We start from the raw sequence: 16,197 nt of genomic DNA, 5'->3' as shown, positions 1-16,197 counted from the left end.
GGCTGATCTTGGAATTGGAGACCAGGCACCCTTTGGGCCCGGAGACGGACCAACCGGTCTTGGCGTGACGGTCGAGATCTGCAGATCTCGATAGAGATGCGGCCTGTAATCAAGCAGCCCTAACGATTTCCATACAGAGTCCCACGGAGCGATATTCAACCCGGACGTTTTTGACGGGCCGGCCCGCACTGCAGGTGGGGCTCGAAGCGCTTTATCGCATGTGGTTACCTGCGCTGGCTCAGCACCTTAGTCGTGTCAGGTAGTCCGCGCATAACCCTTCGTGCAGCCGCTGGTACTCCTTGTCAGTTGCTTGATGCTGAAGGCATTGGGATATCCCAGACGACCTCCGCCAGTTTACTCAGAAACTCCTGACGCTCTGTGACAGCTACCGCATTCCAAGTTTGCCAGCTTTCAAGCTTGCGCACGGTTGCCGTAATCCTGTCGTCCTTGCCCACCTCGTGCGCTGCAGCATCCGCCTGACACTTCGTTAGCAGAAATTTCGACTGCTCATACGCTACGATTTTTCCGGAATACCGGCCGTTCTGAAGCGCCCTGTTGATCGCTTTCTCGATGAGTAACAGGTTGCCGAGACACTGGCGAATATGAATATCGGCGGCACCCTCGCCAAACTCTTCCATAGCCTCGAAAGAAGCATTCGATGCCAAGATGTGCTCAATGTCGTTGCCGCCGGCCGTGTAGTCGGACAGGCGGTCGCGCGATGCACTCGAGCCGTATGCCTGCAGGTCGATATACTGCGTGAGCTTTGCCAGTAGATAGCGGAGACGGAAGCCGCGGAGCTGCCAGGTCTTCAAACCAAGCAACGTCCTCCGGAATTCAAGGGCCAGCGTTTGACGCTCGGCACGCAAGGTTTTCTCCAAAAACAGTTCAAGCTGCGCATCAGAGATTTTGTTGAGCTGATGCGCAGCTTCGATAATACGTCTCTCATACTCTTTACCTGACGTGCCGGTCAGTAGCCAAACGAACATGGTTTTCTCCAGATCGTCGGCAAGTTTGCTGAAATTCGCAGGGGACAGGGAGCGACCAGCAAGCAGGAGAATAAAGTGCTGCTTTATGGACTTTCCTCCGAGCAGACGGGTGTTGATGATTCCTGCCTCTTCTTCGCCAGCGACGTTCTGTCCCTTCGCGAAGTGAGCATACGCCTTGGCAGCGTCAAGCAGCTTTCCGGCAAAAGCGAGCGGTTTTTTTTCGTGATTGGTTTGCTCCGCGTTCTTCCGAAACCAATCGTAGATCGCGTCTTCACGAAGCCTTCCGTCTACGTCATGCGCCGCAAGCAGATAGTACCTCAAGAACCGTAGCGGCTTTTCGTTCGCCTGATAGATAGCATCGGTGAGCTGTTTCCACACAGCTTTCAGCTTGCTAAACTCCTCACCTTTTGCGTTCATGAAAAGGAGGTTCTTGAGCAAGTCCATGGCGTCGAGGCCGACGCCACGATCATTGATCGTCTCAAATATTTTCAACGCCACGGCTACGGTCGGAGTTTCGATCCGGATGATCTTCACCTTGTTGGTGAAGTAGCCGTAGAAACGGCGTACTTCGGCTGGATCGTTTTTAAGCGTGGTCTCAATAAATTCCTTGATTGTCAGATATGCATTGTAGAGATTTCGGATTGACCTCGTTCCATCGCTGGGGGCGTCGGTGCCTGCACCTTCCGCATACCTTCTTAGGACGTCGCCCGCATCTTCGTATTGAAGGTCGAGCCTTAGACTTTGCGTTGTCTCGCCCTGCCAGTTGGTGGAGCTGTAAATTATCTGTCCGGGAAGTTCCTCTGGAACATCTGCCTTTAAAGCGACCAGCTTATCGCGGAGCGCGCATAATGTGAGATAGGCGGTTGTAGTTCGCTGCTGACCGTCGATGAGGTCGAAAACATCGCCGGCCTCGCGACAAACAACAACGGTCCCGATGAAATACTCAGGCGCGTCGTTCTTACTGGCATTCTGGTACTCGCTGTAGATGTCGCTCAGAAATTGTTCGACCTCTTCGCCACCCTCACCGCGAGGGTCCGTCTCACCCCAAACGTACTCCCGCTGATAATCGGGAACGCGGTAAAAGTCTTGGAAAAGAGATTTAATGTTTCGGTCTTGCGGATCGATCTGTTTGTTCATGCATAAAGCCCCGTGTGATAATCTGCTTGTTCCCTTTCAGGACAAGATTAGTCAACTCCCCTACGCGTTAGCGCGCCCAGGCATTTCAAAAGCCCTTGGACGCAGAGTCACCGTGAATCAATGTGCCGACTAGCTCGGCCGGTGTTCCGGGTTGAGGGTGGAACCACAACTCTATGGGAGTGATCGGCCCGTTGACTTTTGTGACAATCTCGATCGCTTGGGTGATCAGACGTTCTGGAAGTTCGCCATAGAACAGGTAAATAGCGCGATGGTAGCCTACGAGGCGACAGTATTCAGATAGCGTTAGAATATCCTTACATATGCCGCCAAGCCGCGCAGAACCAGGTTTCACCTCAATGATGGCATGATTGTTGTCCATCGATCCGGGGATGTGAACAAGCAGATCCGGCGACGCGAGACGGGCGCCGGTTGCCTTGATCAGAGCGTGTCCTTGTTTGTCTACTTCACCGTTCAACACGAACGCAGTGTCCGACGGCCAGATCTGCCGAAGTTGGTGATATAATTCATAGCAATATACGCGTTCGCGAAATTTGGGATCGCTTCCATGGACTGGTAGATGAAAGTAGAGGCCTCCGATGGAAGCCGTAGCCTGACAAAAAACGTCGTTAAGTTGCTGCACCTTAACCTCAACACTTTCGAGGAGATTGGCCGGCGTTGCGCCGGCGGCCATGGCTTATGTTTCAGGGATCGCGCGTCACTGGAGCCAATCGGAACATTGTGCCAACTACGGGCATATGGATCCAGAGTTCAGAGCAACGCCGTCCGGTGATTGATTCCACCGCACCTGCATAGGCAGCAAGTTGCGGCGCGTGGCCAACGGCTCGTTCTTCCCAAAGCTCGAAACGGCCGGGAAAGCTCTTGTGGTCGATAATAGCGAAATCAATCCCGGTTTCGACCAGCATATCAATACGGCCCTTGAGAAGCTGATCGGCTGCGGGTGACGTGACGGGCACTTCAGCAATGCACCTGGTCACCGGCCATCGGCCGCGGCGCCAGGTTGCTAGTCGGTCACTGGCGATAAGCGCATCATCTGCTTTGAAGCCAATCACGTTCCAACGCGTCAGGATAGACGACGCGTCGGCAAGGCGCTGACTTCGGTCGCGGTCTGGATCATCATAGCCGATGATGGAATGGAGCGCTTCGCCTAGCGCTGCAATGTCGGCGATCCCGTGTATCGGGAGCCTTCCGCCAAGGTCAACCCTTTCGACGACCTTCCAGCTTCCACCTACCGCCTCGCTTGGTTTCAGAAACAAGGGCGGACGGACCTGCGGCTCGGTCGTTCGCGCTCGCACGTAGGTGGGCAGCCTGCCACGCTCCGTCAATTCGCCACTCGTCGCAAGCGCCTTCACATTGACTGTGAAATTCTGGTTCCCAACCCCAAGCTGGTTATCGTCGTTCTGGGGAGGAACGACATGCGCTGCGGCCTCCGGCGCATTGAGCAGGCTCAGCCAATTGAGCGGGCCTTTCGCCGGCGGAGCAAAGATCAGATAGTCGCGGGCTCGCGTGGCGCCAACATAGAGAAGCCTGGTGTCTTCCTCGACAGCGCGTTGCAAAGCACGCCGCCCCGTCTCTGAGTTCGCTACCTCAACATCGATCGTGCCGCCTTTTCCACTCTGACCATACGGCCACGGCCAGAAGCGAATCCACCGCTCCGCCAGAGGGTTGCGCCAATCAAGCTCGCCGGTCGTCTCGGCGACCGGCTCGAACAGCCGCGCCTTCGATTCCCAGGCAAGTCCGGTCAAGATCGTCATTGGCCATTCAAGGCCTTTCGATCCGTGATAGGTCATGACCTGGATCGCATCACTGGCAAGGCTTGGGGGGCGCTTCGGCTCCGCTCCGTCGAGCGCAAGCAGCAGCCCCTGCAGGGTCGCAGGCGAGCCGGATGCAGCGCACTCTTCCTCATAGGCGCGTGAGAAACCGCGCAACGCCTCGAGGTCGTCGAAGCGCATCGCGGTATCGCCCCAGCTCTCGATATGGCTCAACAGTGCTGGCAACGCGAGTACGGCGTCGACCAGTTCGGCCGGCGTGAAATTGAGCAATTGACCTGCGAGCCTATCAAGCGCATCCGATATCGGCACGGCTGCCCGGAGCGCTGCGTCGGCATCATCAGAGGTAGCAGCCTGCAGCCATGCATTGGAACCGGCATCATCAGCGAAGAAGCGGGCGAGCTCCGCGAGGGCAAGGCGATCCGTCGCGTCAGCCACGCGCCGACAAGCGGCGAGCACGAATTCCACATGGGGTGTACGCGCAAGTCCCGATCGTTCAACTGCCACCGGAAGTCCAGCACGGCTAAGGGCGAGGGCAAAACGTCCGACATCGGTATTGGAACGGCAGAGAATGGCGATGTCACCTGGCGTGATTGGCCTGTGATCGTGCTTGTCGTCTTCGACAAGCCAGTTGTCGGCTTCGGCCAGACATTGCCGGATTCCCTCCGCGAGGGCTTGTGCCTGCTCGTCGACTTTGCCCATCAGCCACCACCATCCTGCTGAAGGCTTGTCAAAGCCAGCGTCGGATCGCGCCGCATCCGAAAACGCGTGCTTCGCCGCCGGCAGTCCCATCCGTTCGAAGACCGGCGTAAACATGGCATTGAAGAGATCGACCAGGCTTTTGCGGCTTCGCCATGATTTGGACAGGACCGGATTGTCCTCGGGCTTCCCCCCAGCGCCGAGAAACGCAGCCTGGGTCAGCTCGGTGTCGGCGCCGCGAAAGCCGTAGATGGCCTGCTTCGGATCACCAACCCAGGTGCTCTCGTCGACCAGCTCCCCAAGAAGTGTGAACACGGCAAGCTGCAAGGGACTCGAATCCTGGAACTCATCGACGAAGACACGGCTGACACGTTCCTTGAGCCTTGCGGCCAGGTGAGGTGTTTTGAGGATCTCTAGCGCGAGAGCTTCCTGATCCGTAAAATCCAATAGCCCACGCTCGGCCTTCCAATCCTGGTAAGCGGTCAACGCCTCGGCGGCGCAATGAAACGTCTCCGTGATGAACTGCTCGCATTCGAACCGGAGCCGCGGATGCTCGCTGTGCCGCCCCGCCGCGGCGATAAGATGGATCAACGCCTGATTATAAGGCTGTCCGTCCTTGGTGGGCGCGCATTTCACCTTGGTCAAACGCGCCCAAGTCGACCAACTGAGCGTTTCGCCGCGTAAAATGCGTTCATGCGCCGCCCTGATCGTCTCGACCGAATCCGCTCCCGTGCTGCTCACGATGGCCGGGCGCATTTCGAAGGCATCCTTCAACGCGTTGGCCAGTGCTGCGTCGAGGTCCGCGGCGTCTGCCGCGGGAGGTGGAAAGCATGCCAGAAAGGCCTCAATTGATCGCTGCGCCGACGAGGCTAACTGGTCAGCCTCAATTCCATTTGCCCGCGCGAGGGTCGCGATACTGCGCACAGTCCGGCGCCAGTCAGGCGGTTCTCCCGTCCCCGGCGCACGAGGATCATTGTAGCCGAAGTGGTCCGCGAGTTCGTTCAGGACCTCGGCACGTGCGGCGATTGCACCGTCCGCGGCCACGCTGAACACCAGCGACATGTTGGATTCACCGATGACAGCGGTCGACGGCGAGCGCCCCAGGTCGATGACAAATTCGCTGACGATTTGGCTGCAAACGGCGTTGACAGTGCCGAAGCGCGCACCGAGCAACTGGGCAGCTGCGTCCGCCTTGCCTTGCTCAAATAGTTTGGCACGGGCGCGTTCGACAAGTTCATCCGCCGCCTTGATGGTGAACGTCGTCGCAAGGATCTGTTCGGGCGTACGCACCAGAACCTCGTCGGCGATGTCATTGACGATCCTCGTCGTCTTTCCGGCGCCAGCGGCGGCGGTAATGGTCGTCAGTCGCGACATCAAACAAGCTCCTCGTAGACGCGACAGAGGCCGCGCAAATTGCAGAAGCGGCAGGGTTCTTTCGCTGCATCAATCGCAAGCCCAGCAGGTCGCAGATCACCTGTATCGGGGAAGCCGGCCGCAATCAGAGTCCCCTTCGTGGTGAGATCGTGCCAGAGACGCCAATCGTTTTTCACATGGCCAAGCGTAGCGAGGTCATCTATATCCGCTTCAATAGGATTGCCGGTCAGAATGGAGCCCGGACCCGCTACTATGCGTCGCTGGCGCAGCAGAAAATAGCCTCCCGGAGCACCCGTCCCGTCGCTGGCCGAAAGCCCGCGATAGATGGCTAGCTGGATGGCACGCCCGGACGCGACTTCCTCCCTATATCGCCGTTCGGAGCGGGTCCATTTGAGGTCCAGAACTGCGATCCGGTCGCCGCGACGAACCAGGAGGTCGAGTCTGCCCTGAAGCAGGAGCTGCCCCTGGATACCTTCCCGATCGAGCTCCGACCCGACGATCTCCAGACCTTGAGCATGGAGCAGGCGAACAAGCGCCTCCAAGGCACGTGGCACCATTTCGCGAGCGGCCGCGAGTTCTCCGGCATGTTCGGGCTGGAGGAGCGGAGCTGCGATCTCGGGAAGCAGGCTTTCGAAATGCCTGATTGCTTCCGTCCTGATACCGGCTTCGGCCGGTGGTGCGCCCGGAAGGAGCAGCCGGCGGGCGATCTCGTGGGCGAGATTTCCGAAGAGCTGGTCGGTGCCTGGGATTTCTGCAAAACGACCCGGCCGAAGATTGAGAATATCCTGGGCGAACCAGCTCAATTGACAGTTCAACATCCGTGTCAGCGAAGTCGCGCTCTCACGACGGGTGTCGGTAAGGCGTGTCGTTCCCGGCGGTATTGTCCAGACTGGAACCCCTGCTGGCGGCTGCACTTGCCGTCCAACAAGCTGGCGAGGAAGTATCCTGCCGGCGAGCATGGCATCGGGTTCACGCAGCAGCCGTTCCGCCTTGAAGGTGATCGCCGCCCCGCTTTCTTTCAGCAGAGGCCGCAAACGATGCGCCATTGGATGAAGGGTCGTCTGCGCGTCGCGCGCAAGCGCTGGGCGCACGAGAATGAGGTTTCCGTGGCAACGCCGGATGACACTGCTATGGGCGGCCTCGATCCGACGCGCAATCGCTGGTGAAGCATCGATCTCCACTCCATTGGCAATGAGCGCTTCACGCTCGGCATTGTCCCATGGTGTGATGGCAATCTTTTCGCCAGGACCGACAAAGTTCCACCAGATGACACGCAGGGCCGAGGACCACAATGCTCCTGGCGCCTTGATGGCACGAACAGCACCAGCTTCCGCAAAATGGTCCGGATTGGGAACGCCCTCCGACAGGACTTGCAAGACAACCCGCTCGAGAAGGAGGGCGGGAATGACCGAAAGCTCCAGGCGGCTCAGGGCGTCAGACACAGCAGCCGCAGCATTCGAAACTGCCATCAGCAAGCGGTCGCCATCGCCACCGTCCGAACGCATCGCCCAAGCGGCCACTCTCCCGCAGATCGCCAACGCCTCCGACAGTGGCATCCCCTCGCCTCTCGCAAAGCGCCCGACCTCCGTCCATGCGCGCCATTCCGCAAGCGTCGTGTCGGTTTTACGGCGCGCTGTATCCGCGTCGGATCGCGTATTGATTTCGAGCAGGCGATCCTCGATTTGGACCCATGCTTCGCGCCAGACGCGGCCACCGACCCCCGGCTCTTCGCTGAGCGCGCGTGCGAGCCGACGCGCGGCCCAGGCCGCAACAGGTGGCCTGGGAAGGAGAAAGAGGTTTAATAGCGCGCGGGGATCGAACGGCTGCCACGCGGCGGCGAAAGCCAGAGGAAGAACCTGCAGTGCTCCACGCCAGGGTGATGAGGCGGAGAGCCCGAGGGCTGGAATGCCCCTCGCCCGCAAAGCATGGTCCAGGAGCGCCGTATCGCCGTCGGAAGCGAGAATGACGCTTCCGCGCAGGTCCTCCGACGGCAAGGCTGCTAACCAGTCGGCGATCGTTTCAGCAGCCATGAGCTCCGTATCGGCTTCCACCATTGTAAGAGTGCCGTCGCCTGCCAGTGGCTGGACGGGCTCCCCTGATAGAACCCTCTGCACTATGCGCAGGTCAGAGCCCTCTGCCGCCAGGTCGGGCTGCTCGTGTTGGAAGATCGTGACCCCGACGGATTCGAGAGCCTTAACAATGCGTGCCCACAGTGGCGGCAAAAGATCCCGCCGGTCTGCCAAACCGAGTTGGTGAATTCTTAGGCCAGGCCTTGTCTTAAGGACGTCGAGCAAAGCTATGGCGCGATCTTCCAAGCCCGCCGGCAATGTTGGCTCGACTGCCTCTGCGGCAGCGAGATCGTCTAGGCGATTGCTACCGGTCGCGGTACCGTGCCAGCCACCGCCCACCAGCGTATCGCGCCACTCAAGGAGGGTGGCGGCCGTAGACCAGGGATCCCTCGAAAATGACGAGGCCCAGAAACGATCGCCACCGCAAGCACGGAGCTTTGCGAGATAAGTCGAAATGCGCACCGCCTTCGAAACGCTCGGTGCAAGCATTCCTAGCTGGGTTTCAAGCGTCTGAACCAGACCCAAGGGTCCAACGACATCCTCATCCAAACTTCCGGATGCGTCGTGCGCGTCGGGATAAACTCGACCATCTGCTGCCAAGCCGAAGATGAGATGCATGTCCTACCCCTGATTCCCCCTACCCCAGATTGCACTATGCCGGCTCTCGACGCGAGTCATTATCACTGGAGCCCGACGGTGGACCGATTGGGTAGCCCGAGCGAGAACTTTCCGCCTTCCCGTCACCGCAAGCCACTAAATGTCAGAAGGACGCAGGTCTTTGTTCGCCTGCGTCCGCCGCCTGTCAGTTGAAGAACTTTCGGAAGATGGACTTGAACCAGCCAAATAGACCTCCGGCTGTTGGTCCCATCGTTTCTGCAATAGGGGAAGGCGCGGGCGGTCGCTTAAGAAGCCGATCCTTCTCTCGGCCGGCCTCGATTGCAGCCCGTGACATCTTGTTGGCCCAAACTATCATCCCTTGATCGATGACGTAGTGCGAAGCACAGGCAAAGTCGTGATTGCCGATCGATGGCCAGAGCGATGCGTTGTCGCCGTGCATAGTTAACTTGTATTCGGTCGCGACCAGAGGCGTCGATACTTCCTCACCGCACCCGCACGCGCAATTGTGGAGTGCGACGCGACACTCCCGCGAAACATACAAAACCCCGTCGTCGAGAGTTTCAGGTATCTCCGCTGTGAAGACTGTTCTCAGCCTTTTAATCCGCGTCATATCGCAGCCCTGTTCGAGATATTGTTCCCCTCGATCATGTAAACCGAATTCATCTCATTACGCTCATCACGAAAATAGTCCGCCCACCGCTGCCAGCGCATGATGGCCATGATTGCGTTTAGCGAGTTGATGGCCGCGATCTGGATATCCGTTCGGTAGACATCGTCATCTTCTACGTCATCGCCGAAGGGAAGCAGCCTCTCGACCTCGCTCCAGTCGGTGCCTGGGCGGATGAACGTCGCCCTCGCGCATCCGTCCAGCCTGCCATCCTCCAGGCCAACGCCGATCCCGGTGTCGATAAACGGGATCGCCAACCGGACCAGTCCCTCAGCGATTTCGCGCCGCGACGAGCCCTTATCGATGCAGACAAAGACGAAGTCGAAGCCCGAGAGCTCGTCAACATTGCCATATGTAACGCGGACCGGGTGGGAAACGATGCCCTTGTGAATACGCGCGTAAACCTGCGTGTAGTAGTTCACCTTGAAAGGGAACTCCTTGAGCAATTCCCTTTCAGGCGAGCCAGGCGACCGGAACAAATTGTGATTAAGAAGCTGATCCCCGTCATACAGGTGGATCTCCGTGACCCATGTCTTGGCAAGAAGGTCGAGCAGGTAGGACCCGGTCCCGCCAAGGCCTATGATGGCGACCCGTCCCATAAGCTTTCGGTTTACCGCGCCTATACGGTATCGGGCCGAGGCAGAGTCAGGAATTGCGAATGGACTGTCGTCATTTGAGATCAACCCGCGGGCATGCGTCCTGGCGTTAGCCGTTCGGTCCAAAGATCTCGCGGCACCGCCGATCAATCCCTCGTAAGCTACTACCTTGTCGTAGATAGTCTCGTAGCGATGAGTGATCTCCGGCTTCGACGACAAATAATAGCTAACATCAATATCAGCGAAGCGCTGCTGAACGGCACCGTTGACGATATTGTTCATCGGCTTTCCATCGCGATGACATGGCATCCCACCTGCGAAATACATGGTGTGATCGCCCTGCGGCGTCGAGGTCAACCCAGAGGACGCTTCAAGCGAAAGGGCACAGGTGAGGACGCCGCGGGCCAAGGAGCCATCGACCGTCACATAAGGAATGCTACGGACAATCAAATGACCGTTGCTCACCTCAAGCTCGAAGCCTTCGTCTTCGAGTTGCTTCAGAAACGGGTCACGACTTATCAGATCGACGGACATTGAACACCATCCCATTCTTGACCATGATAGATTCACCTTCAACGAGATCACCCTCTGCACCACCGACCCCATGAAGGTAGGTCGTGGTGTAGTTGAAGTTTTCGAAGTCGGGATTCGGGTAAGCAATCGCGGCGATTTCGCGATAGCTATGGCGACGCTTCTCAACGGTCCGCGGCCGCCCGTTGACTTTAATTGTCACGGTTTTGGGTTCGCGGCTACGGACGCGCTCGACGCCCTTACCGCTCAAATCGATTTTGCCATCGACCGGGATGATTGTGTCACCATCACTATCGAGGACCAGTTCGCGGTCCTCATCAATGTCCGCGTAACGATAGAGATCGGCGGCAGCGATTGCTCCCTCGCCCCACTCCCAACCGCGTTCGTCAACAGTGAAGTTGTAAACCCGATCGCTTTCGAAAGTCCGGAATACCGCAGTTTCACCCGGGGCGAACTTCACCTCATCCTCAAGGCCAATCGAGCGCCCGGATTTCTCAACGATCTGTATGAGGACAAACTCGCTCGCAGGCACTTTGCCCGCGGTCTCCCGAATCTGACTGCCGTCCATGACTTTATCGCCGATGCTATAAATCGCGCCATCGACAGTGAACTCGAATTTCTTGTTGTCTTTTACCATAACTGCGCTCCGTTCTCCGGCGACTCTTGATCGTGATTCGTCAGTGGACTACACTGCGATTCTAGTCCCGATATGGACTAATCTATATCGGGACTTATTTGAAATACAAGTCCATATTGGGACTTTTCGGGAGATTCATGCGTGGCTAATATCGAACCCGTCGCCGCAGCGGCCGAAGGGCGATCATCGATTCCGGCAGTCATGGAGGCATTTCAAGGACTTGCGGAGTTGTGGGAGCTTTCAACCGAAGACCAACTTCTCCTGCTGGGATCGCCTGGCCGATCGACCTTCTTTAAGTGGAAGAAAGAAGGAGGCTCAATTCCAAGAGACACCGTCGAGCGAGTCTCTCACCTACTCGCGATCCATAAGGCCCTTGAGATTCTACTCCCGGACAGCAGAGCTGCTGACACTTGGATCCGAAGACCTAACCAGTTTTTCCGCGGGCAGAGTGCTCTCGACGTTATGCGCGGCGGCCAAGTGATGGATATATTCCGTGTCAGACAATATGTGGACGCGCAGCGTGGCGGCTAACTCTTTCACTGTGATCGACGTCAAGCAAACGTTCTTTACTCTCATTCCGTCGCGATTTCCGACGATTGATGTTTTTGCGCGGGTAGCGAATGGTCGGAGTAAGGAACTGGCTGAGATTGAGTCCCTAACCAATCCGCGCCTGAAAGACCGAGAGCGCATTCTCCGAGGTGGAGCTACGATTGTTGATGATAACGCCCCACTTCTTCAGAACTGGAATCATGCCCCATTCACATATCACAACCCGGAGGGCTCGCGGTTTTTCGGCCCCGAAAATCCGGTGCTAGAACTATTTAGCGACATTCAGACAGCCCTTTCTGTTTCCATTTGGAAACGAGAGAGGTTCCTGTCTCGCACTAGCGAGGCACCGATTGGACTTGAGATGCGAGAATTGTCGCGCACCGTGAAAGGCCGCTTCGTTGATGGTCGCGATTGGGATCCGGACCTTGATATTGACACGAGATACAAGCGCGGTCGGCATATCATGGATGCCGGTTTCGACGGCCTGCTCTATAGGCCGCCAGAGCGAGGTGCCGGCTTTTGTGTCTGCGTACTTCGGGGTGAGGTCCTAGATCGGGCCGTTCAGGGCAACCACTTCAAGTTCGTCTGGGACGGAAAACTTATCAGTCGGATCTATTCCTTTGGTTCCGGGAAAGAATATGTACCTGACGATCTGCGGGGTAGCGAGAACGTGATAGCGGCTTAAGCTCGATGCCCCAACCAGGTCATCAATTGTGCAGCGCTTGTAGCAATCCTTGTCGTTGCGTTCATAGTGGTCTAGGATAGCCTTGCTTGCTAGCCGATACTATCTATCGCACTTTTCGAAACACTCAATGACGTCTGCCTTTGTTAGACGCACGCTCATCGTCCCTTTGCCTCAGTCGCTTACACTAGCGGCCCACGACCCTGCACGGAATGCCAACAATCGCCCGGTGACCTTAGACCTTAGTGCACTCCCCATGCCCGAAACCTCCCCCTCCCGGTCATCTCCCTGAGGCCAAGCTCCAAAACAATCCGCCGCGCCGCCTGCGGTGTGACGTCGAGCGTCTTCGCAACCATCCCGGCAGAGACCAGCGGTTTTGCCATGACCAGCTCGACCAGTTCTGGCAATTTTGAAGAGGTTCGGCGTCCCTCCAGCTTTCGCTCCATCATTTTTCGCGCCAGCGTCAACCGGTCATGTTCTTTCATGCCAATCTCCGCGGCCGCGATCAGCCCCTGGGCAATCGCGAGCAGTCGAGTCTTCCGATCGCGACTGCGGCGCCGATCGACGGGTATCGTTTTGAGCCCGAGATTGACGGCGGCAAGATGGGCGCCGGTAGTGATGCCGGCCTGGCGCAGGATCGAGGCGGCAAACAGCCGGCCAAGCCAGGGCGCGTGCTGCAGCACCGACAACTCATTCCAGGCATCGAGGGCGACGATCGCCTGCAGCACGGCCGGCAAGTTTTCGGCCTGGCGCAGCGCGCCGCGCCATTCGTCGAGCCGAGCATCTTCGTCCCAGTCGAGATCATAGACGAGAGGGTCTCGCTCGCGGTTATTGGCCGGGGTCCGACCGGGCTTTTTGGCTCGTTCGATTGCGGCGTCCGAGCGCGCGAGCAGCGCATCGATTGCAGCATAGTCGACGCCCGGCAGATCTTTGACGTCATCACCATCATCACCCTCCCCTTCTGGCTCGATCGGGGCCTTGGGCCTGATGACTCCGGCCGTCTCCGCCTCGCCCGCGGCGGCCGACGTGGTTTCCGATGTCTGCCTCAGCGTCCGCAAACCTTCGGCGGATAGCGCCCAGTCAGGCGCCTGGCCGCAAATGCGTCGGCGAGTGCGCAGCACGTCGCGGGCGATGGTCAGTTCGTGAGTGGGGGTGCGGATATCGCGGGTGGCGTCGTGGAGGACGAGGTCTTCGAGATGGACGAGTTCTCCGTCGATCCACAGCGAGGCGCAGGCGTCGGCAAAGTTTTGGCGTTCTAGCCAGCCTGATCCTACCACGGAGCGCTCAATGCGCTCGTCCAGACGCGTCAGAGCGACAACAGCGTCGAAAGCCGGCCGCATTAAGACACTCAGGCTGATTTTCGAGAGATCGTAAGCCATTGAAATTATGGTAAATGATGTCTTAAACGAAAGCTATAAGGTCACTGCGGTTCCCCACATGCTATAAAAGAGCCCGTGGCGGCTCGCCACCGATAAGTACCGCTTATCGGAAGTGATTGCTATAACGCCGCAAATTAGGGTGTCGGTCACCATGGATCGCAGGAAATGCGCGGTTTTCCAGGCTTTTCGGCCGATTTCGTCTGGGATGACCGGACTCCCCGAGACAGAATTCGGCCGCCGCAGTTGCCCCGCATAATCCCGACCCTTCTTCCGGCATAATGTGCCGGCGACCTCCCGAGGGCCCCTGCTCTCGCGGCATCTCCAAAACGGTTGTTTTTCCGGCCTTTCCGCCACAGGAGCCCGCTGGCGCGGGTTTGTCAGTGCGGACGCTCCGTTGCTTATCTCGGGCGGCGATTTGAGTCTGGCGGGCCGCTATTTGATGCCTAAAACACGCTTGCAACTGTTCGATTTCTAACGCATGCCTTATCTGTACAAACTACTTCGAGACAGGGCCGTTACAAGCGCGATGGCAAAGCCACAAACATTTGACAACCAACAATCTCCCAAGCGGCTGATCGGTTATGCCCGGGTGTCGACGGATGAACAGGTCCACGATGCCCAGTTGGACGAGCTGCGTGCAGCCGGCTGCGATCGGATCCATCAGGAGCATGGTTCCGGAGCATCGCGGGCTCGACCGGTGCTGACGCGATTACTCGCTGAACTTAGCGCCGGCGACGTCCTCATTGTCGTGCGCCTCGATCGACTGGCCCGATCCGTCAGTCATCTCTTGTCGGTGATCGAGGACCTCGAGGCCCGCGGCGTGCATTTCCGGTCGATCCGCGATCCAATCGATACGTCGACCCCGCAGGGCATGTTTTCCCTTCAGGTCCTCGGCGCCGTCGCGCAGCTCGAGCGGGCGCTAATCGCTGAGCGTACCAAAGCCGGCATTAAGGCGGCGAAGGCACGCGGCAAGCTTCCTGGAAATCCCGGTCTGCGAGAACGACGGCCGGAGGCGATCAAGGCAATCTCGCAGGCACGGGAGAAGCTCTATCTCGATGAACTCATTGCATCGGCGCAGACGTGGCTGCCGATGGTGCGTCAACTCCGGCCGCAGCACAGTTGGGACAATGTCGTGCGGGTTCTCAATCGCCGTGGCCACGACTGGACCGTCGAACGCCTTCGTCGCGCTGTTCATCGCATGGTACGCGAAAAGCTCGCGGAGAAGGAACTCCTTGCTCGATCCCCTCGCCGGGCTCCCGAAGACTATCTGATGAAGCTGGTGGCGGCAATTGCCATTGCCGATCCCAACCTGTCGCTGCGCGACATTGCCGCGCAACTGGACCAGATGGGAGAACGGCCTGTGCGCAGCGGCAAGAACTGGCAACCGTCCTCGGTGCGGGTCCTGCTGGACGAAGCCCACCGATTTGGCCTCATTCGCCGTTGAGGGCATGGTTCATCCGACGCCCGATGGCAGAGAGTCTTTTCTTGTCGCTATTCGACTGCATAGCCGTCAGGTCCGGCCTTTGGGGATCTGTAGCGCCAGGACCGCTAGTCGCTATCGCTCCGCGGTTTCAGCTCAGCGCCTACATCCTCGCCGCGGAGCCGGCTTCCTCCGCCTGCTCGCCCCCTCCCCCGGAACGTGCTGAAGGCTTCAGCCGCGGTGATTATGATCCGCAGAGGCGCGCGGGCCATGACCCTCGGCGGCGCGGGTAAAAGCAGAGGACAGCCGCTCCCCTCGCTACCAAAAAGCCGTCTCGGCTGCACGACGAATTCGGGCGCGAGCCGGAACTCAGTCAGACAGTATTTGTTTCTTTTACAATCCGTCCGCGTTTCGGCGTTCTTTCAAGGATGCTCGACAATTTGATTGAGCCATTTGTCCGCGCCGCCAGCTATATTTCCTACAAGAATGATTACGGCCGAAGATCTGCAAACATTCGTTTTACGACCAGCAAATTTCGACTGTCCTCGAAGCCTGGGAGGTCTTCGTCCTGAAGCATCCTGCGGAGACCGCCGTTAAGATTACAAAGCAATGTCTCCTTTCAGTCGTGACAAACACCGCGATTGTTCGTTCGAACACGAAGCCGCTCAATCGGCTCCGTGCATCAACTGACCTTACTACACCAGCCGCATAGAAGGGCTGTCGGCCATTCTACCCGGGCAACCATGACCAATGCCCTTAGAACGTCATGTACGATCAAAAATGACCGCCAAGACCCCGCGACCCATGGCGGCGACAGGACGGTACCTATCTCTACACAACCGATCTTGTGAGAGGTGGCGCGAGGAGCGGGTCATGCGCCGTCCATAGTAGCGCCCGAAAATGTCGCTTCTTTTCAGAGTGTTGTAGCTGTGGTCAGCTGACCACCGGAAAAGCAGCTGTTGGCAGTGCGTCCCACCCCAAAAGACTTGCTGGCCCACGACAGCAGAGTCTGGCGAAAAACCTCGATCAGTGGACCCGCTGACCTAGCACTCAATCCTCTCCGGCA

General features: G+C 58.2%; 11 protein-coding genes. 3 read left to right on the top strand and 8 right to left on the bottom strand.

The features are described 5' to 3' along the window. Nucleotides 1-302: 302 nt before the first annotated feature. The 7 genes from K6N12_RS31060 to K6N12_RS31030 all read right to left on the bottom strand — a co-directional run bounded on the left by K6N12_RS31060 (nucleotide 303) and on the right by K6N12_RS31030 (nucleotide 11,101). Nucleotides 303-2,123: a DUF262 domain-containing protein gene (locus tag K6N12_RS31060; RefSeq protein ID WP_004680478.1), complete on the bottom strand. Its 1,821-nt coding sequence runs from the start codon at nucleotides 2,121-2,123 to the stop codon at nucleotides 303-305. A gap of 85 nt (nucleotides 2,124-2,208) precedes the next feature. Continuing rightward, complete coding sequence (locus K6N12_RS31055; protein WP_004680479.1) at nucleotides 2,209-2,814, bottom strand: hypothetical protein; 606 nt, start codon at nucleotides 2,812-2,814, stop codon at nucleotides 2,209-2,211. 10 nt (nucleotides 2,815-2,824) lie between these two features. Further along, entirely contained in the window at nucleotides 2,825-5,983 is a 3,159-nt protein-coding gene (locus K6N12_RS31050; RefSeq protein WP_004680480.1) for a UvrD-helicase domain-containing protein, read from the bottom strand. Further along, complete coding sequence (locus K6N12_RS31045) at nucleotides 5,983-8,670, bottom strand: PD-(D/E)XK nuclease family protein (protein ID WP_004680481.1); 2,688 nt, start codon at nucleotides 8,668-8,670, stop codon at nucleotides 5,983-5,985. Before K6N12_RS31045 ends, K6N12_RS31050 begins: the two co-directional genes overlap by 1 nt. A gap of 184 nt (nucleotides 8,671-8,854) precedes the next feature. Then, complete coding sequence (locus K6N12_RS31040; protein ID WP_010034424.1) at nucleotides 8,855-9,280, bottom strand: ubiquitination-like system serine protease family protein; 426 nt, start codon at nucleotides 9,278-9,280, stop codon at nucleotides 8,855-8,857. After that, on the bottom strand, nucleotides 9,277-10,467 hold the full coding sequence (locus tag K6N12_RS31035) for a ThiF family adenylyltransferase (protein WP_004680483.1): 1,191 nt from the start codon (nucleotides 10,465-10,467) through the stop codon (nucleotides 9,277-9,279). Before K6N12_RS31035 ends, K6N12_RS31040 begins: the two co-directional genes overlap by 4 nt. Then, nucleotides 10,442-11,101, bottom strand: coding sequence for a multiubiquitin domain-containing protein (locus tag K6N12_RS31030; RefSeq protein WP_004680484.1), 660 nt, complete (start codon nucleotides 11,099-11,101; stop codon nucleotides 10,442-10,444). Before K6N12_RS31030 ends, K6N12_RS31035 begins: the two co-directional genes overlap by 26 nt. Before the next feature lie 201 nt (nucleotides 11,102-11,302). Here K6N12_RS31030 and K6N12_RS31025 point away from each other — a divergent pair, with 201 nt between their 5' ends. Continuing rightward, entirely contained in the window at nucleotides 11,303-11,632 is a 330-nt protein-coding gene (locus K6N12_RS31025) for an MbcA/ParS/Xre antitoxin family protein (protein WP_010034430.1), read from the top strand. Next, the gene (locus K6N12_RS31020; protein ID WP_237358602.1) at nucleotides 11,595-12,335 is read left to right on the top strand and encodes an RES family NAD+ phosphorylase; all 741 of its coding nucleotides are present in this window, start codon (nucleotides 11,595-11,597) and stop codon (nucleotides 12,333-12,335) included. Before K6N12_RS31025 ends, K6N12_RS31020 begins: the two co-directional genes overlap by 38 nt. A 239-nt stretch (nucleotides 12,336-12,574) precedes the next feature. Here K6N12_RS31020 and K6N12_RS31015 read toward each other — a convergent pair whose 3' ends face one another. Further along, nucleotides 12,575-13,720 (bottom strand): RHE_PE00001 family protein, encoded by a 1,146-nt coding sequence (locus tag K6N12_RS31015; protein WP_026188831.1) that lies wholly within the window; start codon nucleotides 13,718-13,720, stop codon nucleotides 12,575-12,577. 517 nt (nucleotides 13,721-14,237) lie between these two features. On the opposite strand from K6N12_RS31015, the gene K6N12_RS31010 reads away from it, so the two are divergent. Continuing rightward, complete coding sequence (locus K6N12_RS31010) at nucleotides 14,238-15,155, top strand: recombinase family protein (protein WP_008534020.1); 918 nt, start codon at nucleotides 14,238-14,240, stop codon at nucleotides 15,153-15,155. Nucleotides 15,156-16,197 lie beyond the last annotated feature (1,042 nt).

Origin of the sequence: Rhizobium redzepovicii, from assembly GCF_019793435.1 — a bacterium.
Lineage (GTDB): Bacteria > Pseudomonadota > Alphaproteobacteria > Rhizobiales > Rhizobiaceae > Rhizobium > Rhizobium redzepovicii.
This window is presented reverse-complemented; position numbering and strand designations above follow the sequence as displayed.

Coding starts and splice junctions, on each gene's coding strand:
- K6N12_RS31040 (WP_010034424.1), bottom strand. CDS start 9,280: ATGACGCGGATTAAAAGGCTGAGAACAGTCTTCACAGCGGAGATACCT.
- K6N12_RS31030 (WP_004680484.1), bottom strand. CDS start 11,101: ATGGTAAAAGACAACAAGAAATTCGAGTTCACTGTCGATGGCGCGATT.
- K6N12_RS31045 (WP_004680481.1), bottom strand. CDS start 8,670: ATGCATCTCATCTTCGGCTTGGCAGCAGATGGTCGAGTTTATCCCGAC.
- K6N12_RS31060 (WP_004680478.1), bottom strand. CDS start 2,123: ATGAACAAACAGATCGATCCGCAAGACCGAAACATTAAATCTCTTTTC.
- K6N12_RS31010 (WP_008534020.1), top strand. CDS start 14,238: ATGGCAAAGCCACAAACATTTGACAACCAACAATCTCCCAAGCGGCTG.
- K6N12_RS31025 (WP_010034430.1), top strand. CDS start 11,303: ATGGAGGCATTTCAAGGACTTGCGGAGTTGTGGGAGCTTTCAACCGAA.
- K6N12_RS31050 (WP_004680480.1), bottom strand. CDS start 5,983: ATGTCGCGACTGACGACCATTACCGCCGCCGCTGGCGCCGGAAAGACG.
- K6N12_RS31055 (WP_004680479.1), bottom strand. CDS start 2,814: ATGGCCGCCGGCGCAACGCCGGCCAATCTCCTCGAAAGTGTTGAGGTT.
- K6N12_RS31035 (WP_004680483.1), bottom strand. CDS start 10,467: ATGTCCGTCGATCTGATAAGTCGTGACCCGTTTCTGAAGCAACTCGAA.